The sequence below is a fragment of the Martinezella rhizogenes genome (genome assembly GCF_027460065.1).
In the GTDB taxonomy this organism is placed as follows: domain Bacteria; phylum Pseudomonadota; class Alphaproteobacteria; order Rhizobiales; family Rhizobiaceae; genus Agrobacterium; species Agrobacterium rhizogenes_C.
Map to the genome: position 1 here is coordinate 56,326 of NZ_JAPYZZ010000004.1, position 20,113 is coordinate 76,438.

The window sequence follows — 20,113 nt, forward strand, 5'->3', positions numbered from 1 at the left end:
GAAAGATGAATCGCACAATGAGAATGCGGCAATAAAACACGGCTGGTTTTTAAATCACGGCCGCTATCATGCCGCGCATGAAGATATTGATTCTCGGCGCGACAGGTTTCATCGGCTCGGAGGTGGTGCGTAGCCTTCACGGCAGAGGCCACGCCATCACTGGCCTGGCACGTTCCCTAACACGCGCCACCGACAAATGGCCTTTTGCGACCTGGATTTCCGCCGATCTGGCCCGCATGATACGGGCATCGGACTGGGACACGCTGGTCAGGGATCACGACGCCATCGTCAACTGCGCCGGCGCGCTTCAGGACGGTTTGTCGGACGATCTGGCCGCGACGCAGGAAAAAGCCATGCTGGCGCTTTACGAGGCTGCGGCGCAAGCGGGCGGCAGACTGGTGATCCAGATATCGGCCCGCACGGCTGGCGCCGCGGCCGACCTGCCATTCCTCGCCACCAAACGCCACGCCGATGAGGCGCTCATCGCAAGCGGCCTACCCCACGTCATTCTGCGCCCCGCCCTCGTTGTCGGTCGCAATGCCCATGGCGGTACGGCGCTTGTCCGCGCGCTTGCCGGCTTTCCTCTCGTGCTGCCGCTCGTCAATGGCGCAATGCCGGTTCGAACTGTCGCGGTCGATGATGTGGCGGCAGCCGTCTGCGCGGCCATCGATAGTGAAATCCCGCCGGGCAGCGATCTCGAACTCGCCGCGGATGAAGCGCTGACATTGCAGGACGTGGTCACCACGCACCGGCAATGGCTCGGCCTGCCCGCCGCTCCCGTCATCAACCTTCCGGCTGTCCTTATGCGCCCCGTCAGTCTGATGGCGGATGCCGCAGGCGCACTCGGCTGGCGCTCGCCACTGCGTTCAACCGCCATGACGGTCATGTCGGAAGGCATCGTCACGGAGCGCGAGGCGCAACGGAGGATCAAGTCGCTCCAGACCCTGAAACAGACGCTGGCCGCTCACCCTTCCGGCGTACAGGACCTGTGGTTTGCCAGATCCTATCTCCTGAAACCGCTGGTCATCATCTGCCTGTCATTATTCTGGCTGTTATCCGGCCTCGTGCCGTTGCTGAACATCAATGGAGCAGCGGCGCATTTTCTGCCCTTCATGCCGCAGGCGCCGGCAATCGCCCTTACACTCACCACCTGCCTCATCGATATCGCCCTCGGCTTCACCGTCCTGCTTCGGCCTCTTGCCAGAAAGGCGCTCATCGGCATGCTGCTGGTCAGCGCAGCCTATCTGACGGGCGGCAGCCTGCTGGAGCCGGGCCTGTGGCTCGATCCGCTTGGTCCCCTCGTCAAGGTCCTGCCTTCCATCGCCCTAACGCTCGTTGCCCTCGCCACACTGGATGAACGCTGATGACGATTGAGGAACTGCTGCGGCTCGCCCATGTCATCGGCGCGACGGTACTGTTCGGCACCGGCGCGGGCATCGCCTTTTTTATGGTGATGGCACGGCGAACGGCAAACCCGGCGCTGATCGCGCATGTGGCCGGCACAGTCGTCATTGCCGATACGATCTTCACCGCCACCGCCGCGATCATCCAGCCGGTGACCGGCTATTTTCTGGCGCGCATCATCGGCTGGCCGCTGACGGAAGGCTGGATCGCCCTTTCGCTTGGCCTTTATGTCTTCACCGGCATTTTCTGGCTGCCGGTGGTGTGGATCCAGATCAGGCTGCGCGATATCGCCCGCGACTGCGCCGCCACCGGACAAACCTTGCCGGCCCAATGGTTCCGCCTTTACCGCATCTGGTTCGCCTGCGGTTTTCCCGCCTTCTTCGCGGTTCTCGGCATCATCTGGCTCATGCTCAACAAGCCGGATATTCCCCTGTTCGGCTGATGCGGCTCAATGCGCCGCCTGCTTCTCGACAAGCTGCGCCAGCTGCTCCGCAACCGTGTTCCAGCCGTCGAAGAAGCCCATCTCCGCATGCCTGGCGCGGTCGGCAAGGTTGTTGTGCATGGCATAGGCCACGTATTCCATGCCCTCGGGGTGATCGCGAAACGTCATCACGGCGGTGAGGAACGGCTCTGCAGAGGGCCGGAAACCCGCAGTCAGCGCATCGGTGAAGATGAGACGCTCCTCATGATCCACCGCCAGGAAACATCCGTTGACATGCGGACCGAATGCCGCCCCATCCTCGCTGTAGCGTGTCTCGAAAGCGCCGCCGGGATAAAGCTCCATGCGGTCGACGCGGCATTGGCCGGGATGCGGCACCCACCATTGTTCGAGGCTGGACTTGTCCGTCCATGCATTCCAGACCAGCCGGCGTGGCGCCCTGATGATGCGTGAAATCTTCAGGTCGAGATCGGGATTGAAAGTCTCGGTCATTGGTCATTCTCCCCTTTGCTGGACATCCTGTCCTTTTGTGCCATGACGAATTGTTCGAGCCGGTCGGTGCGGCCCTCCCAGATGGCGCGCTGTTGCGAAAGCCAGCCATCGAGCATGGAAAACCTCTGTTTCTCCAGCGAGCAGAACCGGACACGGCCCTGCTTGCGGGTCACGATCAGCCCGGCCTCTTCCAGCTGGCGGATATGTTTCATGAAGGATGGCAAAGCCATATCGAAGGGTTCGGCCAGCGTTCCGATGCTCGCCTCCCCGCCGCCCAGCCTCAGGATCACCGCCCGGCGGGTCGGATCGGCGAGAGACTGGAAGATATCGTCGAGCGCGTCTGAATAGTTTTCCATAAGGCTAACTATCACGGCAAAACACTTAGCTCAATGGATAAGTTTAAAAATATCTCGAGACGGGGAATAAACCGGCGGGCAACGGTGTCTCTTGATGTGCTGGCGGCTTGAGCCCGCCCGAACCAAGGAGGATATGTCCATGAAGATCCGCTTTATCGTTCCCGCCCTCGTTCTGGCTTTTGCCGGAACGGCCTATGCCGCACCGGCCGTCGAAACGGTCAAGACCGACAAAGGCAATGTGCTGGCGGGCGAAAAAGGCATGACGCTCTACACTTTCAAGAACGACAAGAAGGGCGTATCCAATTGTTACGACAAATGCGCGGTGAACTGGCCGCCGTTTTTCGCCGCCGCCAGTGACAAGGCCGAGGGCGCTTATTCCCTCGTAAAGCGCAAGGACGGCAAGATGCAGTGGGCAAAGGACGGCATGCCGCTTTATTACTGGGTCAAGGACACCAAGAAGGGCGATGCCACCGGCGACGGTATGAACGGTGTATGGGATGCCGCAAAACCCTGATGGCATGAATGGTGAAAAGCGGGGGAGCCACTCCCCCGCAGCCGGCAGCTTCGAGGCGGAAATGCTGGCGCTGATACCCATGCTGCGCCGTTATTCCCGCAGCCTTTCCCGTTCCGACGCCGATGGCGAGGACCTGTTGCAAGACTGCGTGGAAAAGGCACTTGCCAATAAAAGGCAATGGCGCGGAACGGGTTTGAAAACATGGGCTTACACGATAATGACGAATCTTTATCGCAACCGCCACCGCGCCGAGAAACGTCATCCGTCCGAAAGCCTCGACGGCCACGAGACCATTGCCCTCCCGGATACGCTCTCCGACACGCTGGAGAACGACCGGCTGCATGGCGCGCTGGCACTTCTCTCACCGGATATGCGGGCAGTGCTGATGCTGGTGACGGTGGAAGGCTACAGCTATCACGAGGCGGCAGAGACCCTGGCGATCCCGCTCGGCACCGTCATGTCCAGGCTCTCCCGCGCCCGTGAAACCCTGCGCCAGCATCTGGCGGCGGATAATATCATACCCCTGCGGAGACCACGATGAAACGGCCCGATGCCATAACCGAAGACGATCTGCACGCCTATGTCGACGGGCTTCTTTCCGACGACGATCGCGCGGCTGTCGAGGCCTGGCTGGCTGAACGGCCGGAAGACCAGAGCCGCGTGGAGGCATGGAAAAAACAGGCCGACATTCTGCGCAACACCTTCGCCTCCTATGCCGCCGCACATCCGCATGACGCCTCGATGCTTGGCCCGCAAAAGAGGGATCGCACATGGCGGCTGAAACCGGCGCTTCTGCGGACGGCAGCAGCCTTGCTGGTCTTCGTGGCGGGCGCGGCAGCCGGCAGGCTGCTGCCCTCGTCCCTTTCGACGCCGCAGGATGTCACCCTGGCATCGCTGACGACGGATATTCCGGCACAGGCGAAATCCGCCTATCTCATCTATGCAAGCGAGGTGCGTCACCCCGTCGAGGTCGGCGCCGGCGAACAGCAGCATCTTGCGACTTGGCTCGGCAAGCGGCTCGGTTACCCCTTCGCCATCCCCGACCTGTCGAAGATCGGTTACGACCTCGTCGGCGGCCGCCTCATTCCCGTCAGCGGCAAGCCGGGTGCGATGCTGATGTATCAGGACAAGACCGGCCGCCGGGTAACGGTGCTGGTCGGCCATAACGAGGAAAACCGCACCACCAGCTTCCGCATGGCCAGCGCCGACGGCATCGAGACCTTCTACTGGATCGACAACGAGTTGGGCTATGCCGTTTCCGCCGAATTAACGCGGGACGAGGTGCAGGCAATCGCCGAGGAATGTTACCGGCAGTTTCCGACGTGAGGCCAGCAGTGGCGGCGGAACGCGAGCAATGACGTCAGCATTTGCGTGATGGAAGGCAAACAACACCAGCGCACCGAAGGGCGAGGTCAGTTTTTTTGATGGATCAATCATTTCCGCCATGGGTTTGAGAAGTCGGCACAAAGGACTATTGTCCAATCGACAACCGCTGGAGCAAAACCATGTATGAGGATATTCCTGCCGTCACCCTGCCCTCCGGAAAAGAGGTTCCAGCCCTCGGCCTTGGCACCTGGAACATGGGCGAGACGAAGTCATCGGCAGACGACGAGGTTGAAAGCATCCGCAGGGCGATCGATCTCGGCATGACGCTGGTCGACACCGCGGAAATGTATGCCGACGGCCGATCGGAAGAAGTGGTCGGCACGGCAATCGCCGGCCGCCGCGACGAGGTGTTTCTGGTCAGCAAGGTCTATCCGTGGAATGCCAGCGCGAGAGGCACTGCGGAAGCCTGCGAGCGCAGTCTCGCAAGGCTCGGCACCGATCACATCGATCTCTATCTGCTGCACTGGCGCGGCGAGCACCCGCTAGGCGAAACCGTGGCCGCGTTCGAAAGGCTGAAGAGCGATGGCAAGATCGGCAACTGGGGCGTCTCTAATTTCGATACAGACGACATGGAGGAGCTTTTCACCGTTCCCGAGGGTAAAAACTGTGCTGCCAATCAGGTGCTCTATAACCTCTCCCGGCGCGGACCGGAATTTTCCCTTCTGCCCTGGTGCCAGGAGCACGGCGTGCCGCTGATGGCCTATTCCCCCATCGAGCAGGGCCGTATCCTGAAGAACAACGAACTCATCCGCATCGCCAAGGCCTATCAGGCAACCCCGGCGCAGCTGGCTCTGGCCTTTCTTTTGGACAGGGACGGTGTCATCGCCATTCCCAAATCCGCCAGCGTGTCCCGTATCACGGAAAATCGCGGCGCCACCGATCTTGAAATAACCGAGGAAGACTGGACCGCGCTCGACACCGCCTTCCCGCCGCCGACGCGCAAGACGTCTTTGGAAATGCTCTGACACAACAAGGCATTAGCAGGCATTTCGGAATCAGGTGCTGAAGCGGTTGAATCGGAATGTGAGAACCGGGAACCGCGCCGCAATAGAGACTGACCAACGGCGCGGCCGCGCCGTTGGTCAGATAGCCCCTAGGGCTTTATGACGGTATGCGGGGTTCGTATTCCTCTTTCAGCGCCAGCCAGGTATCCCAGAAAGGTCCCGGTTTCTTTTCCTGAAGACGGGCGGCGAGGATATCGAGATGCACATGCCAGCCGGCGCTGACATCGAGCTTGGTCTTCCTGCCAACCAGCCGGCGATGAATCAGTGTCAGAAGCACATCCTTACCCAGAGCCTGAAGCTCGATCGACACCTCCCCGCCTTCGCCCCAACTAAAGACAAGGTGATGCGGTGGAACGACGGTAATGATGCGGGACGCCATCTTTTCCTCTTCGGAGAATCCTTCCGGGCGGTGGCCGGGCGGATCGGAAAGCTCGTCGTTGCGCCACACCAGTTCGAAGGGCGCATCGGGCGCAAGCCGCATTTCGCCGGAGGCGAGCCAGCGGCGGCGAAGCTCGCTTTGGGTCAGATAGGCCCAGACCCGATCGATCGGTCCGGGCAACAGCCGCTCGATCTTCAGGGTCGTGGGCTCGACAAGACGGCCATAGGCGTCAGGCATTGCGATATCAGCCATTGTCATTTCCTCCATCTGCAGGGGATTTTCCCTGATCTTCCTCCCTGAGCATCTGCTCAAGAATATCGAGGCGATTGCCCCAGAACCGCCGGTAGAAATCCAGCCATTCATGCGCCTCTGCCAACCGCTCCGGCGCAAGGCGGCAGACATGGATACGCCCCCTCACCTCCCGGCGGATAAGCCCCGCATTCTCCAGCGCCTTGATGTGCTTCGAGGCTGCCGCGAGCGAGATGTCGAAGGGTTGAGCCAACTGGCTCACCGTTCGCTCGCCACGAGAAAGATCACGCAGCATCGTGCGTCGCGTTGCGTCGCCAAGGGCATGAAAGACGGTGTCGAGATGTGAAGCGGATAATTCAACCATGTTGTTGAATATAGCCGGTTGCCGCGGAATGTCAACCATATGGTTGAATATTGATCCGGGCGATGGTTATAAAAAAACCGCGGCGAAAGCCGCGGTCGAAGATGATGACAAAGCGTAGTCCCTAATCGACGTCATCCTCGGGCTTGACCCGAGGATCTAAGCACGTCCAAGACAATTGAGACGTCGCAGATGCTCGGGACAAGCCCGAGCATGACGAAAGAGAGCTTCAAAACATTTACAATCCAGCCCACGGGTAGCTGCTCCGCACGCGGAGAAATCACATGCCCTGCGAACCGCGGTTCATGGCGGCAATACCCGTGCGGCAGATTTCGATCAAGCCCAGCGGCTTGATGATCGCCACGAACTGATCGATCTTGGATGACTTTCCGGTGATCTCGAAGATGAAATGCTCCACCGTCGCATCCACCACCTTAGCCTGAAACGCATCGGCAAGGCGCAGCGCTTCGGCGCGAACTTCGCCCGTACCTGCGACCTTGATGAGCGCCACTTCACGCTCGATCGGCCGTTCCTGTCCCAGCTCGCGGGCACGGACGGTAAGGTCGAGAACCCGGTGCACCGGAACGATGCGCTCCAGCTGCGCCTTGATCTGCTCCAGCACGATCGGCGTGCCGCGCGTGACGATGGTGATGCGCGACAGATGCGCCTCATGTTCCGTTTCCGAAACCGTCAGGCTTTCGATGTTGTAGCCACGGCCGGAAAAAAGGCCGATGACCCGGGCGAGAACGCCCGGCTCGTTGCTGACGAGAACCGACAGCGTGTGATTTTCAACGGCAGCCGTTTCCTTCTGGATGAAATAGGCGGAGCCGGTCGGTTGTAGGTGTGCGTTCATGTCCTTTTCCTCTCCCGGCTCAGACTAGCTGACGGCCCTTGGCATCGATGGCGTTGGCAACGGCTTCATCCGTCGCCTCATCCGGCAACAGCATCTCGTTATGGGCTTTACCAGACGGGATCATCGGGAAGCAATTGGCAAGATTGGCAACGCGGCAATCGAAGATGACCGGCTTGTTGACCGCAATCATCTCGGCGATCTTGTCATCCAGTTCCTTAGGGTCGTCGCAATACATGCCGACGGCACCATAGGCTTCCGCCAGCTTGACGAAGTCAGGCATGGCTTCGGTATAGGAGTTCGACAGGCGGTTGCCGTGCAGCAGCTGCTGCCATTGCCGCACCATGCCCATATACTGGTTGTTGAGGATGAAAATCTTCACCGGCAGGCCATACTGGATGGCGCAGGACATTTCCTGAATGCACATCTGGATCGAGGCGTCACCGGCAATGTCGATGACCAGTGCTTCCGGATGCGCGACCTGCACGCCGATAGCCGCCGGCAGGCCATAACCCATGGTGCCGAGACCGCCCGAAGTCATCCAGTGGTTCGGCTCCTCGAAGCCGAAGAACTGCGCCGCCCACATCTGGTGCTGGCCAACTTCTGTCGTGATGTAGGTGTCGCGTCCCTTCGATGCCTCATAAAGCCGCTGCAAGGCATATTGCGGCATGATGACATCTTTGGAGTTCTTGTAGGCGAAGGAATTGCGGGCGCGCCAGCGCTCGATCTGCGACCACCAGTCCTCCGTCTGTGCTTTTTCCGGCTTTTTCGGCAAGGCGCGCCACAGGCGAACCATGTCTTCCAGAACATGGCCGACATCGCCGATAACAGGCACGTCAACGCGAACGGTCTTGTTGATCGAGGACGGGTCGATGTCGATATGGATCTTCTTGGAATTCGGCGAAAACGCATTGATGCGACCGGTAATACGGTCGTCGAAACGCGCGCCGATGCAGACCATGACATCGCAATCATGCATCGTCATATTGGCTTCGTAAGAACCGTGCATGCCCAGCATGCCGAGCCAGTTCTTGCCGGAAGCCGGATAGGCACCAAGACCCATCAGCGTCGAGGTGATCGGGAAACCGGTCAACTCAACCAGTTCGCGCAGCAGCCTTGTCGCCTCCGGACCGGAATTGATGACGCCGCCGCCAGTGTAGAAAACCGGCTTTTTCGCCTTCGACATCAGTTCGATGGCGGCGTGAATGGCGTTGAGGTCACCCTGAACCTTCGGCTTGTAGCTCTTCTGCTGGATGGCGGCGGAAGGCGGCGTATAGGTGCCGGTGGCGAACTGGATATCCTTCGGAATGTCAACGACGACAGGGCCGGGACGGCCCGTCTGCGCGATACGGAAGGCTTCATGGATGATGCCAGCCAGTTCGTTGACGTCCTTGACCAGCCAGTTGTGCTTGGTGCAGGGGCGCGTGATGCCGACGGTGTCGCATTCCTGGAAAGCATCGGAACCGATCAGCGATGTCGGAACCTGGCCGGACAGGCAGACGAGCGGAATGGAATCCATCAGCGCATCCTGCAGCGGCGTTACCGCATTGGTGGCGCCGGGACCTGAGGTAACGAGCATGACGCCGACCTTGCCGGTGGAGCGGGCATACCCTTCGGCCGCATGGCCGGCGCCCTGCTCGTGACGCACGAGAATGTGCTGAATGTCTTCCTGCTGGAAAATCTCGTCATAGATCGGAAGAACGGCACCGCCGGGATAACCGAAGATGTGCTCGACGCCATTGTCCTTCAGCGCCTGCAGAACGATCTCCGCACCTGTCATGCGATTGCTGTTTTCCGTATTGTCCTTATCCGTCATTGCCTGTTTCCATCCCGCTTTGGCTTTGGATATCGAGGAGCCCGAGGGCCTGTTTGAAGACATAAAAAAAGGCCCCTAGAGGAGCCTCGTTCAGCGCATGGGTGCTTTCGCCGGATGGTTACACCATCCTGCCCATGCGCCGTCCCACCACGATAAGTACGTTAAGATTTTTCATGGGCCGGAGTGTTAGCCACAAAAGCCCCAGCCGTCAACGCATATTGCAGGAAAAAATCACCGCCGCCTTCTTTTATTACCCGAAAGCGGGCTTCCGCGAAATTTTCGAACGCAGTCGGTACACCTGTTGTTAAGCATAATCTTTTATACCGAGATAGCAGATGCTGCCCGAACCACCGCGATCATCCGCATGTACCGGGAAAAAATGTGAATAACGACACGTCTCATAACGCGACCCGCATAGACGAAAACGAACGGCGATCCGGCGAGCAACCGGCAAACCGCATGCTGGGCCGCGTCATCGCCTGTAACGGCGCCAACGCCACCATTGCCGCCGAAACAGAACCCGGCTCCACCGATGTGTCACAGCTCTGGTCCGTCGGACGCCTGATCTCCATCGAAATGGGCACGAGCCGTGTCACTGCGCTGGTCTTTTCCATGCGCACCGGCGAGGACCATTGGGCAGCGGACAGGCCAAACAGGCTGCTGATCGACGTGGAACTGGTGGGTGAAGTTTATCGCACCGAAGACGGCAGCGAACGTTTTTCCACCGGTATCTCCCGTTACCCTTATCTCGGCGCGGTGGCGCACCGCATCCGCACCAGCGATCTTGCCAAGATTTACGACAGCGGCAAACGCGATGCCTGTGTCATCGGCAAGCTGACGCAGGACGACACGATCAACGCGGCCATCAGCATTCCGCAGATGCTTGCCAAACATTTCGCCGTCGTCGGATCGACGGGCGTGGGCAAGACCACCGCCGTTTCGCTGCTTCTGAACAAGGCGATCGAGACCGACCCGAAACTGCGCGTGCTCATTCTTGATCCGCATAATGAATTCGCGGCCGCTTTTCCCGACCATTCCGTCGTCATCGATACCGATACGCTGGACCTTCCCTTCTGGCTGATGCGGCTCGAGGAATTTGCCGAGGTGATTTTCCGCGGCCGCAAGCCCGTGCCGGAAGAGATGGATTTCCTCCGCGACCTCATTCCCGAAGCGAAAAAGGCATTTCGCGGCACCGAAGGTTCCACTGTCCGCCGCACATCCGACAAGAGCGCGATCACACCAGATACGCCGGTGCCCTACCGCATCGCCGATCTCCTCGCACTCATCGATGAGCGCATCGGCCGGCTGGAAGGCCGCGGCGAAAAACCCGCCTTGCGCACGCTGAAGGGCCGCATCCTCTCGGCAGTGAACGATACGCGCTATAATTTCATGTTCTCGAGTAATACGATCAGCGACAATATTCTGGAGACGGTCGCGCATATCTTCCGCATCCCCGGGGACGGCAAGCCGATTTCGGTTTTCCAGCTGTCCGGCATCCCCTCCGAAGTGGTAAATTCGGTGGTCTCGGTGCTCTGCCGCATGTCCTTCGAAATGGCGGTGCTGGCGCGCGGTTCGCTGCATATGCTCGTCGTCTGCGAAGAAGCACATCGTTATGTTCCGGCCGACCCCGAGCGCGGCTTCTTCCCCACCCGGCAATCCATCGCCCAGATCGCCAAGGAAGGCCGCAAATACGGCATCTCACTCGGTGTCATCAGTCAGCGGCCAAGCGAGCTGGACCAGACCATCCTGTCGCAATGCTCGACCCTGTTCGCCATGCGGCTGTCGAACGAGATCGACCAGAAGATCATTCTCTCCGCCGTGCCGAACGCATCGACCTCAACCACAAGCTTTCTCTCTTCCATCGGCAATGGTGAGGCCATCGCCTTTGGCGAGGCCGTAAATGTGCCGATGCGCATGCGCTTCGACCGTGTGGCCACGGCCAAGCTGCCGAAGGCAAGCGGCATCACCAGCCATGCAAACCATGAAACCCCTGATACGGTCGACTTGAACAGCATCGTCACCCGCATGCGCGCCACGGCCAAGCCCGTTATCACCGGCTTCCAGCAAAGCGTGGAAGCGGCTTTTTCCGATCTGTCGGAACCGGCCGTATTTCCGGCGACAGACGATATCGACCGCTGGAAGCGGGAATTGGGGGCGCCCGCAACGGAGGGATATGAACCCTACCGCCCGGATATGCTGCCCGGGCGTACGCCATCTGCGCCATCCAATACGGCGTCAACGGATGCCACCTCCGGCGCCGTCAATGAATTGCGCAAGGCCGGTTTCCAGATGCAGGCGCAAAATGGTCCGCCGCCCGGCGAGACGCGCCCTTCGCTGCGCGAAAGCCTGTTGAAAAAACCGCTCGGCAGTCTCTACCGCAAGGATTAGGCCCCTTTCACGGCTGGATGCGCGTCCAGTCGTCACCCATCTGGTTACGGAACCAGGTCATCTGCCGTTTGGCATATTGACGGGTCGCAGCCGCCGATTTTTCGATTACCTCCGCCGCACCCATGCGCCCGGCCAGCATATCGGCAATCTGGGCAACGCCGATCGCCTTCATCGCCGTTGCGTCGGGCGCGAGATCAAGCGCGAGAAGTGCCTGCACCTCCTCCACCGCGCCACTGTCCATCATCGCCTCAAAACGGCGGTTGATACGGTCATGCAGCACCGGCCTCTCCGGCAGGACGACGAATTTCTGCGCCCGTTCGGGATCGATAATCATCGGGCCGCTGGCGCGCTGGAAATCGCGGATCGATTTTCCCGTCGCCTCGAGCACTTCCAGCGCCCGGACGATACGCTGTCCGTCTCCCGGCTGCAGCGTCTCAGCCATGGACGGATCGCGGCTTACCAATTCGGCGTGAAGCTTTGCCGCCCCCTCTTCGATCAGCCGGGCGCGCAGCCCCTCGCGGATGCCATCGGGAATGGCGGGCATATCGGAGAGGCCGCCGGTCAGCGCCTTGAAATAAAGCCCTGTGCCGCCAACGATAACAGGAAAACGCCCCTCACCGCGCAGATCCGAAAGCAGGCCGGAAACATCCCGCAGCCATTCGCCGGTCGAATAGGCGCTGCTGGCAGGCACATGGCCATAGAGACAATGCGGCACGCCCTCCATTTCGTCGTCGGAAGGCCGGGCGGTCAGCACCCGCAGCGTGTCATAAACCTGCATGCTGTCGGCATTGATGACGACGCCATTCCGCTCCCGCGCTAAGCGAAGCGCAAGCGCGGACTTGCCGCTTGCCGTCGGGCCGGTTATCAGGATCGCATCAAAATTCTGATCAAGGTTTTTCATCATGGCTCTGGTTGCCACGCTTATCGCCAATCCGTCAAATCCTGTTCTGACCCCGGCCCTCGGCGAAGCCGCCGCAAAGGCGGTCAATGCATCGGGCCTTTATTGGCTGGCCGATGGCATCGCCTGCGATATCGCCCTGCCCTCCGGCACCGCAGCCAAACAGGCACGCAGCACGATTGCAGCCGCGCTTATCGGAAAACCCATCGATATCGTCATCCAGGAACAGGACCAGCGGCGCAAGAAGCTGCTGATCGCCGACATGGATTCGACCATGATCGGCCAGGAATGCATCGACGAACTGGCGGCCGAAGTCGGGCTGAAGGACAAGGTCTCCGCCATCACCGCCCGCGCCATGAATGGCGAGATCGCTTTTGAGCCGGCTCTGCGTGAGCGCGTGGCGCTGCTGAAGGGCCTGCCGGTCTCTGTCATCGATGAGGTCATCGAAAAGCGCATCACGCTGACATCAGGCGGCAAGGAACTGATCGCCACCATGAAGGCGAAGGGTTATTACACGGCGCTTGTTTCCGGCGGCTTCACCGTCTTCACCGGCCGCGTCGCTGCTATGCTCGGTTTCGATGAGAACCGCGCCAATCTGCTCGGCGAAGCCAATGGCGAGCTTGACGGCACCGTTGCCGAACCCATTCTCGGCAAACAGGCCAAGGTGGACGCGCTGAACGATATTGCCGCAAAGCTTGGCATTTCACCGGAAGAGGCGATGGCGGTCGGCGATGGCGCCAATGATCTCGGCATGCTGCATGTGGCCGGCGCAGGCGTTGCCCTCCACGCCAAGCCCGCCGTCGCCGCCGAAGCGCAGATGCGCATCGACCATGGCGACCTGACCGCACTTCTCTACATCCAGGGTTATCGCAAGACGGATTTTGTCACTCCATGATCATCCGTGAGACAGAACGACTCATTCTGCGCGAGTGGAAGGAGAGCGACCGCGACCTCTTTCGCGAGATCAACGCCGACGCAAAGGTCATGGAATTTTTCCCCTTCCGCCGCAGCCATGCGGAAGCGGACGCCGTGCTGGAAACCATCAATGGCATGATCCGCGGCAGCGGTTATGGCTTCTACGCCATGGAACTGCGCGAGACCGGCGAAGTCATGGGCTTCTGCGGCATATCCCCCGTCATGAACCTCGACCCGCCCTTCCCGCTCGGCACGATGGAAATCGGCTGGCGTCTCGCCACCCGCTTCTGGGGGCATGGTTATGTTACCGAAGCCGCGCAATCGCTGCTCGTCATGGCTTTCGATGAAAAGGAGACGCCGGAAATCGTCTCCTTCGCCGTGCACGACAACCATCGTTCGACGGCGGTCATGGAACGCATCGGCTTGAAGCGTGACCCTTCCCGCGATTTCGACCATCCGCGCGTGCCGGAAGAAACGCACCCGCATCTGCGGCCCCACGTCACCTATGCGCTCACGCTGGAGGAATGGCGGGCGCGATAAGGCCTGCCCGCCACTTTCGAAAGGTCATTTCACCGCGGCATTGCCGCCATCGGCAAACAGCGCAGCCCCGGCGACGAAGCTTGCCATCGAGCTCGCGAGGAAAAGAGCGGCCTGCGCAATTTCTTCAGGTTCTGCAATGCGCTTCATCGCATGCAGGCCGGCAGCCCATTCCTTCTGCGCCGCATCTCCAGCCATCGGCGTATCGACACCGCCGGGTAGAAGAGCATTCGCGCGGATACCGCTGACGGCATAGTCGGCGGTAATGCCTTTCACCAGTCCCATCAACGCGGCCTTCGCCGTTCCATAAGCCGCCATACCGGGTATGCCGACACTGGTGCCAACGAAGCTTGACGTAAAGACGATCGAACCACGACCCCGCTTCAACATCGGCGGAATCTGGTAAAGAGCGCCAAGGAAGGCGGAGGTGAGATTGACGTTGAGCACGTGATCCCACTCCTCGGGCGAAATCTCCGCCAGCGGCTTCATGGCCCCCACCGCCCCGGCATTGTTGATGGCGATATCAAGGCCACCGAAAACGCCCACGGCCGCATCCGCCAACCGGGAATGGGTTTCCGCAACACCGGCGTCGCCCGCAACCGCATGGACACGGCCGCCGGCATCACGAATGTTGGCTGCAACCTCCTGCAGCGCCTTTTCACCGCGCGCATTGATGACGACTGCCGCGCCTTGCGTGGCAAACAGCATCGCCGTCGCCCGGCCGATGCCGGATGACGCGCCGGTGATGATGGCAACCTTGTTTTCGAGTAATTTCATATCCTTGGCCTCCGTTTGATGAAGACCAAGGGATAGGGACCCGACGGGGCCGCAACCACCCGATTCCTGACGGATCGGGCGAAAAGCGTTTATTCCAGCGGCAGCGCCACCACGCGCAGATTGCCCTGTGCATCCGCCACCATCATATGCGCATTCTTGCGGCCTTCGGACTTCAGGCCGTTCACACGCACCAGCACGTCGCCGGGCACTTCCATGAAATCCTGTCCGACCTCGACAATGACGTCGCCGGCCTTCATGCCCTTCTGTTCGGCGGGAGAACCGGGATCGACGCTTGCGACAAGCACGCCTTCCACGCTTTCGGCAATGCCCTTTTCCGTGCGCAGCTCATTGCTCAGCACCACCAGATTCATGCCGAGCACGGTCTGCGGTGCTTCGCGCACTTCAGGTGTCTGGTCCTGCGCCTGATCGTCGCCACCGTCTTTGTCTTCGGGGACGACCATACTGCCATCACCGTCTTCACCCTGCTGGTCGTCGGTCGAGGCCTTCTCGTCGGTCGTATCCTGCAATTGCCCGAGCTTGACCTTGACGGTCTCCTCCTTGCCGTCGCGATAAACGACAACATCGACTTCCTTACCGACAGGGCTTTCCGCCACGATGCGCAGGAGATCGCGCATTTCATGGATATCCTTGCCGTCGAATTTCAGGACGACATCACCGGCCTGGATCGGGCCGTTCTCCACCGGGCCGCCCTTGGCCACGCCTGATATCAGCGCGCCCTTGGCGCTTTCCATGCCGAGGCTCGCCGCCACGTCATCAGTAACAGGCTGAACGCGAACGCCGAGCCAGCCGCGGCGGGTCTCGCCGAATTCGATGAGCTGCTGCACGATATTCTGGGCAAGCTCCGTCGGCACGGCAAAACCGATACCGATCGAACCACCACTCGGGGAAATAATCGCCGTATTGATGCCGATCACCTCACCCTTCATGTTGAAAAGCGGCCCACCGGAGTTACCCTTGTTGATGGCCGCATCCGTCTGGATGAAATTGTCATAGGGGCCAGCATTGATATTGCGGCCGCGCGCAGAAATGACGCCCACGGTCAGCGATCCACCAAGCCCGAAGGGATTGCCGACGGCCATCACCCAGTCGCCGATGCGCATGCTGCGCGAATCGCCGAACTTGACGGCCTTCAGCGGCGTTTTCGGCTCCACCTTCAAGACCGAAAGGTCGGTCTTGGTATCGGTGCCGACAAGCGTCGCCTTGAGCTTCGAGCCGTTCGGGAAAATCACCTCGATGGCATCAGCACCCTCGATGACGTGGTTGTTGGTCACCACATAACCCGCCGGATCGATCACGAAACCCGACCCGAGCGAATTGACCTTTTCGCCACCTTCCGGCTTCTGGCTGTCGAAATAATCCTTGAAGAATTCCTGGAAGGGCGAGCCTTCCGGCAGCTTTGGCGGAACAGGGCCCTTGCCCTCGGTCTTGACGTTCTGCGACGTGGAAATATTCACCACCGCATCGAGCAGCGGCTCGGCAAGATCGGCCACCGATTCCGGCCCATGGCTCTGAGCTCTTGCCGCAACCGGCGCCGAAAGGCTGCCCGCCACAAGCGCGATGCCCGCGACTGCGGCAATGCTGCTGCGAAAAGGCGAAAGAAGGGTCACGGCCATAAGCGTCCTCGCGTTTCAAATCGTCATGCCCTGCTTATATCGTCAAAGCATAAGGCGGAATGATGAAGTGTAAAAATACCTTTTCGTGAACAGGCGGGGGACGCCTTGCCCGTAGCCACAGCATTGGCACGAAAACGGAGTAAAAAGAAAGGGCCGGTAAAAACCGGCCCCTCCAAAATCATTCGATCCGCTGTCAGTTCGCCGGTGCTGGCGCTGGCGCGGAGGGAGCAGCAGGTGGCGCACCGTCGATATTGTTGAAATAACGGAAGAAGGTCGAATCCGGGGACAGGACCAGCGTCGTGCCGTTACCGTTCAACGCATTGGCGTAGGCAGACATGGAGCGATAGAACTCGAAGAAATCAGGATCGCGCTGGAAAGCCGCGCCGAAGACCTTGTTGCGTTCGGCATCGCCTTCACCGCGCAGTACTTCGGACTGCCGCTGGGCCGTGGATTCGAGTTCCACGACCTCACGGTCGGCAACGGCCCGGCGACGCTGCGCCGCCTCGTTACCGCGTGCGCGGATCAGTTCGGCTTCGGCAAGACGTTCCGACTTCATGCGCTCGAAGGTCTGCTGTGAAACCTCCTGCGTCAGATCGGTGCGGCGGATGCGGACATCCACGATGCTGATGCCGAGCGATTCCGCATCGGGACGCAGATCGTCACGCACTTCCTGCATCATCGATGCACGCGCATCCGAAAGTGCGGATTCAAAGCCGCGCAGACCGTAGACCCGGCGCAGCGATGCGTCGAGACGGGTACGCAGGCGCGATTCCGCCGACATCTGGTCACCCGAGACCGTCTGACGGAAGCGGCGCGCATCCGTGATGCGATAGACCACGAAGGCATCAACCTCGTAGAACTTGCCGCCGGAGACCTGAACACGGATATTGTCGTGATCGAAGCGCAGCGCCCGGTTCTCGATATATTGCACCCGATCGGCATCCATGAAGGCGAAGGGCAGCTTGAAATAGAGGCCCGGCGCGGTTTTCACATCGAGGATCTGACCGAAGCGGACGACGATGGCCTGCTGGCGTTCGGTAACGACGAAGATCGACGAATAACCGAAGAAAAGCAGGACGGCGAGACCGACGAGAACGGCCGTAAGACGGTTACCCATATCAGTTGCCTCCCTGCTGTGCTGCGCCCGGATTGTTGCGCATGATCTCGTTCAGAGGCAGATAAGGCACCACGCCCTGTTTCTCATCGATGATGATCTTGTTGGAACCCTTCAGGACCTGCTCCATCGTTTCCAGGAACATGCGCTGACGGGTCACCTCAGGCGCCGTGCGATACTGGTCATAGATGGAAATGAAGCGCTGCGCCTCACCTTCCGCCTCGTTGACGACACGCGACTTGTAGGCGTTCGCCTCTTCGACGATCTGCGCGGCCTGACCGCGTGCGGCACCGAGCTTCTGGTTGGCGTATTGATTGGCTTCCTGAACGAAGCGGTCTTCATCCTGTTCGGCACGCTGCACTTCATCGAAGGCATCGGCCACTTCGCGCGGCGGAGCCGCATCTTCGATGGCCACGGCGTTGATGGAGATGCCCGCGCCATAACCGTCCATGGTGGACTGGATGATACTGCGCACGTCAGCTGCAATCGCCTGACGGTTATCGCGGAAAATATCCTGCGCCGGACGACGGCCAACGACTTCGCGCATGGCGCTTTCGGAAACCTGCTGCAGCGTTTCCGCCGGGGCGTCGACGTTGAAGAGATAGGATTTCGGATCAGAGACCGTATAGAGCACCGAGAACTGAACGTTGACGATGTTCTGGTCGCCGGTCAGCATCACGCCGCTCGACGAAGACGACGAGGCGCGCGAACCGATATTCTGCTGCTGCTCGGTGACCTTGACGATTTCCACCGTCTCGATCGGCCACAGATGGAAATGCAGGCCAGGCATCGAGATTTCGTCCTTCGGACGGCCGAAACGCAGCTCGACGCCGCGCTCGTCCGGCTGGACGGTGTAGATGGACTGGATGCCGAGGAAAACCAGAACCACGAGAACCACGATGGCGACCACGCCGCCATTGAAGCCGCCGGGCAGCACATTCTTGAAACGGTCCTGGCTGCGCCGGATGATCTCTTCCAGATCGGGCGGGCCGCCATTGCCGCCGCCACCGCCGCGAGGCCGGTTAGGCCCCTGCCCCCATGGGCCGCCACCGCCGCCCTGGTTGTTTCCTCCACCGCCGCCGCCCCAAGGGCCGCCGCCGCCATTCTGATTGCTCCAGGGCATCAATACCTCTTTATAAAAGCCTCTCCCGGTTCCGTTCGTAAGCGATTGCTCGCGTGCGGCGGGAATATCGACCCGTTATAGGAAGGAGAAGCGCCCGTTTCAACGCAGAGGTGGTAACTAAATACCCGATCCGGGTAAATAGTTCACTTTGCCGCGGCTCTTCGCACATAAGTGGTAAACAGAACCGGATAATTGTCCTTTTCCCCTGCGGGCGCGGGCTTTTCTTCGGTTTTCTCAAAAACGGCGGGATCAATTTCCGGGAAAAAAGTGTCGCCGTCGAGTTTTACCGCCACATGGGTGACGGAAAGTTGATCGGCAAAGGGTAACGCCTGACGGTAAATCTCGCCACCGCCGGCGACGAAAACCTCGTCCACGCCCAGTTCCGCAGCCTTCGTTTTTGCAAGCTTCACGGCCTCGTCCAGCGACGAGACGACGTCGACGCCTTCAGGCCGGTAATCGGCATTGCGGCTGACGATGATATGCGGACGGCCCGGAAGGGGACGCTCGCCGACCGACAGAAATGTCTTTCGGCCCATGATGAGTGGCTTGCCCATCGTCATCGCCTTGAAGCGCTTCAGATCGGTCGGCAGTTTCCACGGCATATCGAGATCGCGGCCGATGACGCCGTTCTCGGAGACCGCAACGATGATGGTGACGCGCGGCTCACTCATACCGCGATCGGTGCCTTGATGCTTGAATCCGCCTCGTAATTCTCCAGCGTAAAGTCCTCGAACTTAAAGCCGAAAAGGTTCTTCACATCAGGGTTGAGGCGCATGGTCGGCAAGGCCTTCGGCGTACGCGTCATCTGCAGCTGCGCCTGTTCGAAATGGTTGGCATAAATATGCGCATCACCAAGCGTATGAACGAAATCGCCGGGTTTGAGGCCCACGACCTGCGCCACCATCAGCGTCAGCAGCGCGTAGGACGCAATGTTGAAGGGCACGCCGAGGAAAATATCGGCCGAGCGCTGGTAAAGCTGGCAGGAGAGCTTTCCGTCCGAGACATAGAACTGAAACAGGCAATGGCAGGGCGGAAGCGCCATCTCATCCACCAGCGCCGGGTTCCAGGCCGAAACGATGTGGCGGCGGGAATTGGGGTTGGTTTTAAGCGCCTCGATGAGAAGCGCGATCTGGTCGATATGACGGCCATCGGGTGCCGGCCAGGAGCGCCACTGCGCGCCATAGACCGGACCGAGATCGCCGTTCTCATCGGCCCATTCATCCCAGATGGAAACGCCGTTTTCCTTGAGATAGGCAATATTGGTATCGCCATTCAGGAACCACAGCAGCTCATGGATGATGGAGCGCAGATGCAGTTTCTTGGTGGTGAGAACCGGAAAACCTTCGGAAAGGTCGAAACGCATCTGGTAGCCGAATACCGAACGCGTGCCGGTGCCGGTGCGGTCTCCGCGGTCGGAGCCCGTTTCCATCACATGCCGGAGAAGATCGAGATATTGTTTCATGCGTTCTGCCGCCGA

General features: G+C 60.1%; 22 protein-coding genes. 9 read left to right on the forward strand and 13 right to left on the reverse strand.

All coding sequences use genetic code 11. The features are described from left to right. Positions 1–77: 77 nt before the first annotated feature. Together O8B93_RS08440 and O8B93_RS08445 are read left to right on the forward strand one after the other, a co-directional pair. Positions 78–1,364: an SDR family oxidoreductase gene (locus tag O8B93_RS08440; protein WP_269709380.1), complete on the forward strand. Its 1,287-nt coding sequence runs from the start codon at positions 78–80 to the stop codon at positions 1,362–1,364. Beyond that, positions 1,364–1,846: a DUF2269 family protein gene (locus tag O8B93_RS08445; protein WP_269709381.1), complete on the forward strand. Its 483-nt coding sequence runs from the start codon at positions 1,364–1,366 to the stop codon at positions 1,844–1,846. Before O8B93_RS08440 ends, O8B93_RS08445 begins: the two co-directional genes overlap by 1 nt. Before the next feature lie 6 nt (positions 1,847–1,852). Here the strand turns inward: O8B93_RS08445 and O8B93_RS08450 are convergent, their stop codons facing one another. Both O8B93_RS08450 and O8B93_RS08455 read right to left on the reverse strand, forming a co-directional pair. After that, entirely contained in the window at positions 1,853–2,335 is a 483-nt protein-coding gene (locus O8B93_RS08450; RefSeq protein ID WP_269709382.1) for an SRPBCC family protein, read from the reverse strand. Beyond that, a complete protein-coding gene (locus tag O8B93_RS08455; protein ID WP_175416667.1) occupies positions 2,332–2,691 on the reverse strand; it encodes an ArsR/SmtB family transcription factor in 360 nt (119 codons plus the stop codon). Before O8B93_RS08455 ends, O8B93_RS08450 begins: the two co-directional genes overlap by 4 nt. Positions 2,692–2,824: 133 nt before the next feature. Between O8B93_RS08455 and O8B93_RS08460 the strand changes: the two genes are divergently transcribed. From O8B93_RS08460 to O8B93_RS08475, 4 genes are all read left to right on the forward strand, one after another. Then, positions 2,825–3,205 carry a COG4315 family predicted lipoprotein gene (locus tag O8B93_RS08460; RefSeq protein ID WP_386904419.1) on the forward strand — a complete coding sequence of 127 codons (381 nt, stop codon included), beginning with the start codon at positions 2,825–2,827 and terminating at the stop codon, positions 3,203–3,205. Next, a complete protein-coding gene (locus O8B93_RS08465) occupies positions 3,189–3,746 on the forward strand; it encodes an RNA polymerase sigma factor (RefSeq protein WP_269709384.1) in 558 nt (185 codons plus the stop codon). The genes O8B93_RS08460 and O8B93_RS08465 overlap by 17 nt, the downstream gene beginning before the upstream one ends. Next, positions 3,743–4,531 (forward strand): anti-sigma factor family protein, encoded by a 789-nt coding sequence (locus tag O8B93_RS08470; protein ID WP_269709385.1) that lies wholly within the window; start codon positions 3,743–3,745, stop codon positions 4,529–4,531. The genes O8B93_RS08465 and O8B93_RS08470 overlap by 4 nt, the downstream gene beginning before the upstream one ends. Before the next feature lie 179 nt (positions 4,532–4,710). Next, positions 4,711–5,556, forward strand: coding sequence for an aldo/keto reductase (locus O8B93_RS08475; protein WP_269709386.1), 846 nt, complete (start codon positions 4,711–4,713; stop codon positions 5,554–5,556). Between the two features lie 136 nt (positions 5,557–5,692). On the opposite strand, the gene O8B93_RS08480 is transcribed toward O8B93_RS08475, so the two are convergent. The 4 genes from O8B93_RS08480 to O8B93_RS08495 form a co-directional block, all read right to left on the reverse strand. Next, the gene (locus O8B93_RS08480; protein ID WP_269709387.1) at positions 5,693–6,226 is read right to left on the reverse strand and encodes an SRPBCC family protein; all 534 of its coding nucleotides are present in this window, start codon (positions 6,224–6,226) and stop codon (positions 5,693–5,695) included. Then, positions 6,219–6,587: an ArsR/SmtB family transcription factor gene (locus O8B93_RS08485; protein WP_269709388.1), complete on the reverse strand. Its 369-nt coding sequence runs from the start codon at positions 6,585–6,587 to the stop codon at positions 6,219–6,221. Before O8B93_RS08485 ends, O8B93_RS08480 begins: the two co-directional genes overlap by 8 nt. A gap of 277 nt (positions 6,588–6,864) precedes the next feature. Further along, the gene (gene ilvN / locus O8B93_RS08490; RefSeq protein ID WP_003507555.1) at positions 6,865–7,437 is read right to left on the reverse strand and encodes an acetolactate synthase small subunit; all 573 of its coding nucleotides are present in this window, start codon (positions 7,435–7,437) and stop codon (positions 6,865–6,867) included. 19 nt (positions 7,438–7,456) lie between these two features. Beyond that, positions 7,457–9,250 (reverse strand): acetolactate synthase 3 large subunit, encoded by a 1,794-nt coding sequence (locus tag O8B93_RS08495; protein ID WP_269709389.1) that lies wholly within the window; start codon positions 9,248–9,250, stop codon positions 7,457–7,459. A gap of 381 nt (positions 9,251–9,631) precedes the next feature. Between O8B93_RS08495 and O8B93_RS08500 the strand changes: the two genes are divergently transcribed. Then, entirely contained in the window at positions 9,632–11,638 is a 2,007-nt protein-coding gene (locus tag O8B93_RS08500; RefSeq protein WP_269709390.1) for an ATP-binding protein, read from the forward strand. Positions 11,639–11,645: 7 nt separating this feature from the next. Here the strand turns inward: O8B93_RS08500 and miaA are convergent, their stop codons facing one another. Then, on the reverse strand, positions 11,646–12,542 hold the full coding sequence (gene miaA / locus O8B93_RS08505) for a tRNA (adenosine(37)-N6)-dimethylallyltransferase MiaA (protein WP_269709391.1): 897 nt from the start codon (positions 12,540–12,542) through the stop codon (positions 11,646–11,648). On the opposite strand from miaA, the gene serB reads away from it, so the two are divergent. Continuing rightward, a complete protein-coding gene (serB, locus tag O8B93_RS08510) occupies positions 12,541–13,431 on the forward strand; it encodes a phosphoserine phosphatase SerB (protein WP_269709392.1) in 891 nt (296 codons plus the stop codon). The genes miaA and serB overlap by 2 nt on opposite strands. Then, positions 13,428–13,991 (forward strand): GNAT family N-acetyltransferase, encoded by a 564-nt coding sequence (locus O8B93_RS08515; protein WP_269709393.1) that lies wholly within the window; start codon positions 13,428–13,430, stop codon positions 13,989–13,991. Before serB ends, O8B93_RS08515 begins: the two co-directional genes overlap by 4 nt. Before the next feature lie 24 nt (positions 13,992–14,015). On the opposite strand, the gene O8B93_RS08520 is transcribed toward O8B93_RS08515, so the two are convergent. The 6 genes from O8B93_RS08520 to O8B93_RS08545 form a co-directional block, all read right to left on the reverse strand. Then, a complete protein-coding gene (locus O8B93_RS08520) occupies positions 14,016–14,765 on the reverse strand; it encodes an SDR family oxidoreductase (protein WP_269709394.1) in 750 nt (249 codons plus the stop codon). 89 nt (positions 14,766–14,854) lie between these two features. After that, a complete protein-coding gene (locus tag O8B93_RS08525) occupies positions 14,855–16,399 on the reverse strand; it encodes a Do family serine endopeptidase (RefSeq protein ID WP_269709395.1) in 1,545 nt (514 codons plus the stop codon). A gap of 193 nt (positions 16,400–16,592) precedes the next feature. Continuing rightward, positions 16,593–17,516 (reverse strand): protease modulator HflC, encoded by a 924-nt coding sequence (gene hflC / locus O8B93_RS08530; protein ID WP_269709396.1) that lies wholly within the window; start codon positions 17,514–17,516, stop codon positions 16,593–16,595. 1 nt (position 17,517) lies between these two features. Next, the gene (gene hflK, locus O8B93_RS08535; protein WP_006311785.1) at positions 17,518–18,636 is read right to left on the reverse strand and encodes an FtsH protease activity modulator HflK; all 1,119 of its coding nucleotides are present in this window, start codon (positions 18,634–18,636) and stop codon (positions 17,518–17,520) included. A 143-nt stretch (positions 18,637–18,779) separates the two neighbouring features. Then, positions 18,780–19,307, reverse strand: coding sequence for a dihydrofolate reductase (locus O8B93_RS08540; protein WP_269709397.1), 528 nt, complete (start codon positions 19,305–19,307; stop codon positions 18,780–18,782). Beyond that, complete coding sequence (locus tag O8B93_RS08545) at positions 19,304–20,098, reverse strand: thymidylate synthase (RefSeq protein WP_010972021.1); 795 nt, start codon at positions 20,096–20,098, stop codon at positions 19,304–19,306. The genes O8B93_RS08540 and O8B93_RS08545 overlap by 4 nt, the downstream gene beginning before the upstream one ends. Positions 20,099–20,113 lie beyond the last annotated feature (15 nt).

Bases quoted from the DNA above. Each gene is read 5' to 3' on its own strand.
- O8B93_RS08480 (WP_269709387.1), bottom strand. From the start codon at position 6,226: ATGGCTGATATCGCAATGCCTGACGCCTATGGCCGTCTTGTCGAGCCC.
- hflC (WP_269709396.1), bottom strand. From the start codon at position 17,516: ATGGGTAACCGTCTTACGGCCGTTCTCGTCGGTCTCGCCGTCCTGCTT.
- O8B93_RS08520 (WP_269709394.1), bottom strand. From the start codon at position 14,765: ATGAAATTACTCGAAAACAAGGTTGCCATCATCACCGGCGCGTCATCC.
- O8B93_RS08475 (WP_269709386.1), top strand. From the start codon at position 4,711: ATGTATGAGGATATTCCTGCCGTCACCCTGCCCTCCGGAAAAGAGGTT.
- ilvN (WP_003507555.1), bottom strand. From the start codon at position 7,437: ATGAACGCACACCTACAACCGACCGGCTCCGCCTATTTCATCCAGAAG.
- O8B93_RS08525 (WP_269709395.1), bottom strand. From the start codon at position 16,399: ATGGCCGTGACCCTTCTTTCGCCTTTTCGCAGCAGCATTGCCGCAGTC.
- O8B93_RS08440 (WP_269709380.1), top strand. From the start codon at position 78: ATGAAGATATTGATTCTCGGCGCGACAGGTTTCATCGGCTCGGAGGTG.
- O8B93_RS08445 (WP_269709381.1), top strand. From the start codon at position 1,364: ATGACGATTGAGGAACTGCTGCGGCTCGCCCATGTCATCGGCGCGACG.
- O8B93_RS08495 (WP_269709389.1), bottom strand. From the start codon at position 9,250: ATGACGGATAAGGACAATACGGAAAACAGCAATCGCATGACAGGTGCG.
- O8B93_RS08450 (WP_269709382.1), bottom strand. From the start codon at position 2,335: ATGACCGAGACTTTCAATCCCGATCTCGACCTGAAGATTTCACGCATC.
- serB (WP_269709392.1), top strand. From the start codon at position 12,541: ATGGCTCTGGTTGCCACGCTTATCGCCAATCCGTCAAATCCTGTTCTG.
- hflK (WP_006311785.1), bottom strand. From the start codon at position 18,636: ATGCCCTGGAGCAATCAGAATGGCGGCGGCGGCCCTTGGGGCGGCGGC.
- miaA (WP_269709391.1), bottom strand. From the start codon at position 12,542: ATGATGAAAAACCTTGATCAGAATTTTGATGCGATCCTGATAACCGGC.
- O8B93_RS08515 (WP_269709393.1), top strand. From the start codon at position 13,428: ATGATCATCCGTGAGACAGAACGACTCATTCTGCGCGAGTGGAAGGAG.
- O8B93_RS08545 (WP_010972021.1), bottom strand. From the start codon at position 20,098: ATGAAACAATATCTCGATCTTCTCCGGCATGTGATGGAAACGGGCTCC.
- O8B93_RS08540 (WP_269709397.1), bottom strand. From the start codon at position 19,307: ATGAGTGAGCCGCGCGTCACCATCATCGTTGCGGTCTCCGAGAACGGC.
- O8B93_RS08470 (WP_269709385.1), top strand. From the start codon at position 3,743: ATGAAACGGCCCGATGCCATAACCGAAGACGATCTGCACGCCTATGTC.
- O8B93_RS08485 (WP_269709388.1), bottom strand. From the start codon at position 6,587: ATGGTTGAATTATCCGCTTCACATCTCGACACCGTCTTTCATGCCCTT.
- O8B93_RS08465 (WP_269709384.1), top strand. From the start codon at position 3,189: ATGCCGCAAAACCCTGATGGCATGAATGGTGAAAAGCGGGGGAGCCAC.
- O8B93_RS08460 (WP_386904419.1), top strand. From the start codon at position 2,825: ATGTCCATGAAGATCCGCTTTATCGTTCCCGCCCTCGTTCTGGCTTTT.
- O8B93_RS08455 (WP_175416667.1), bottom strand. From the start codon at position 2,691: ATGGAAAACTATTCAGACGCGCTCGACGATATCTTCCAGTCTCTCGCC.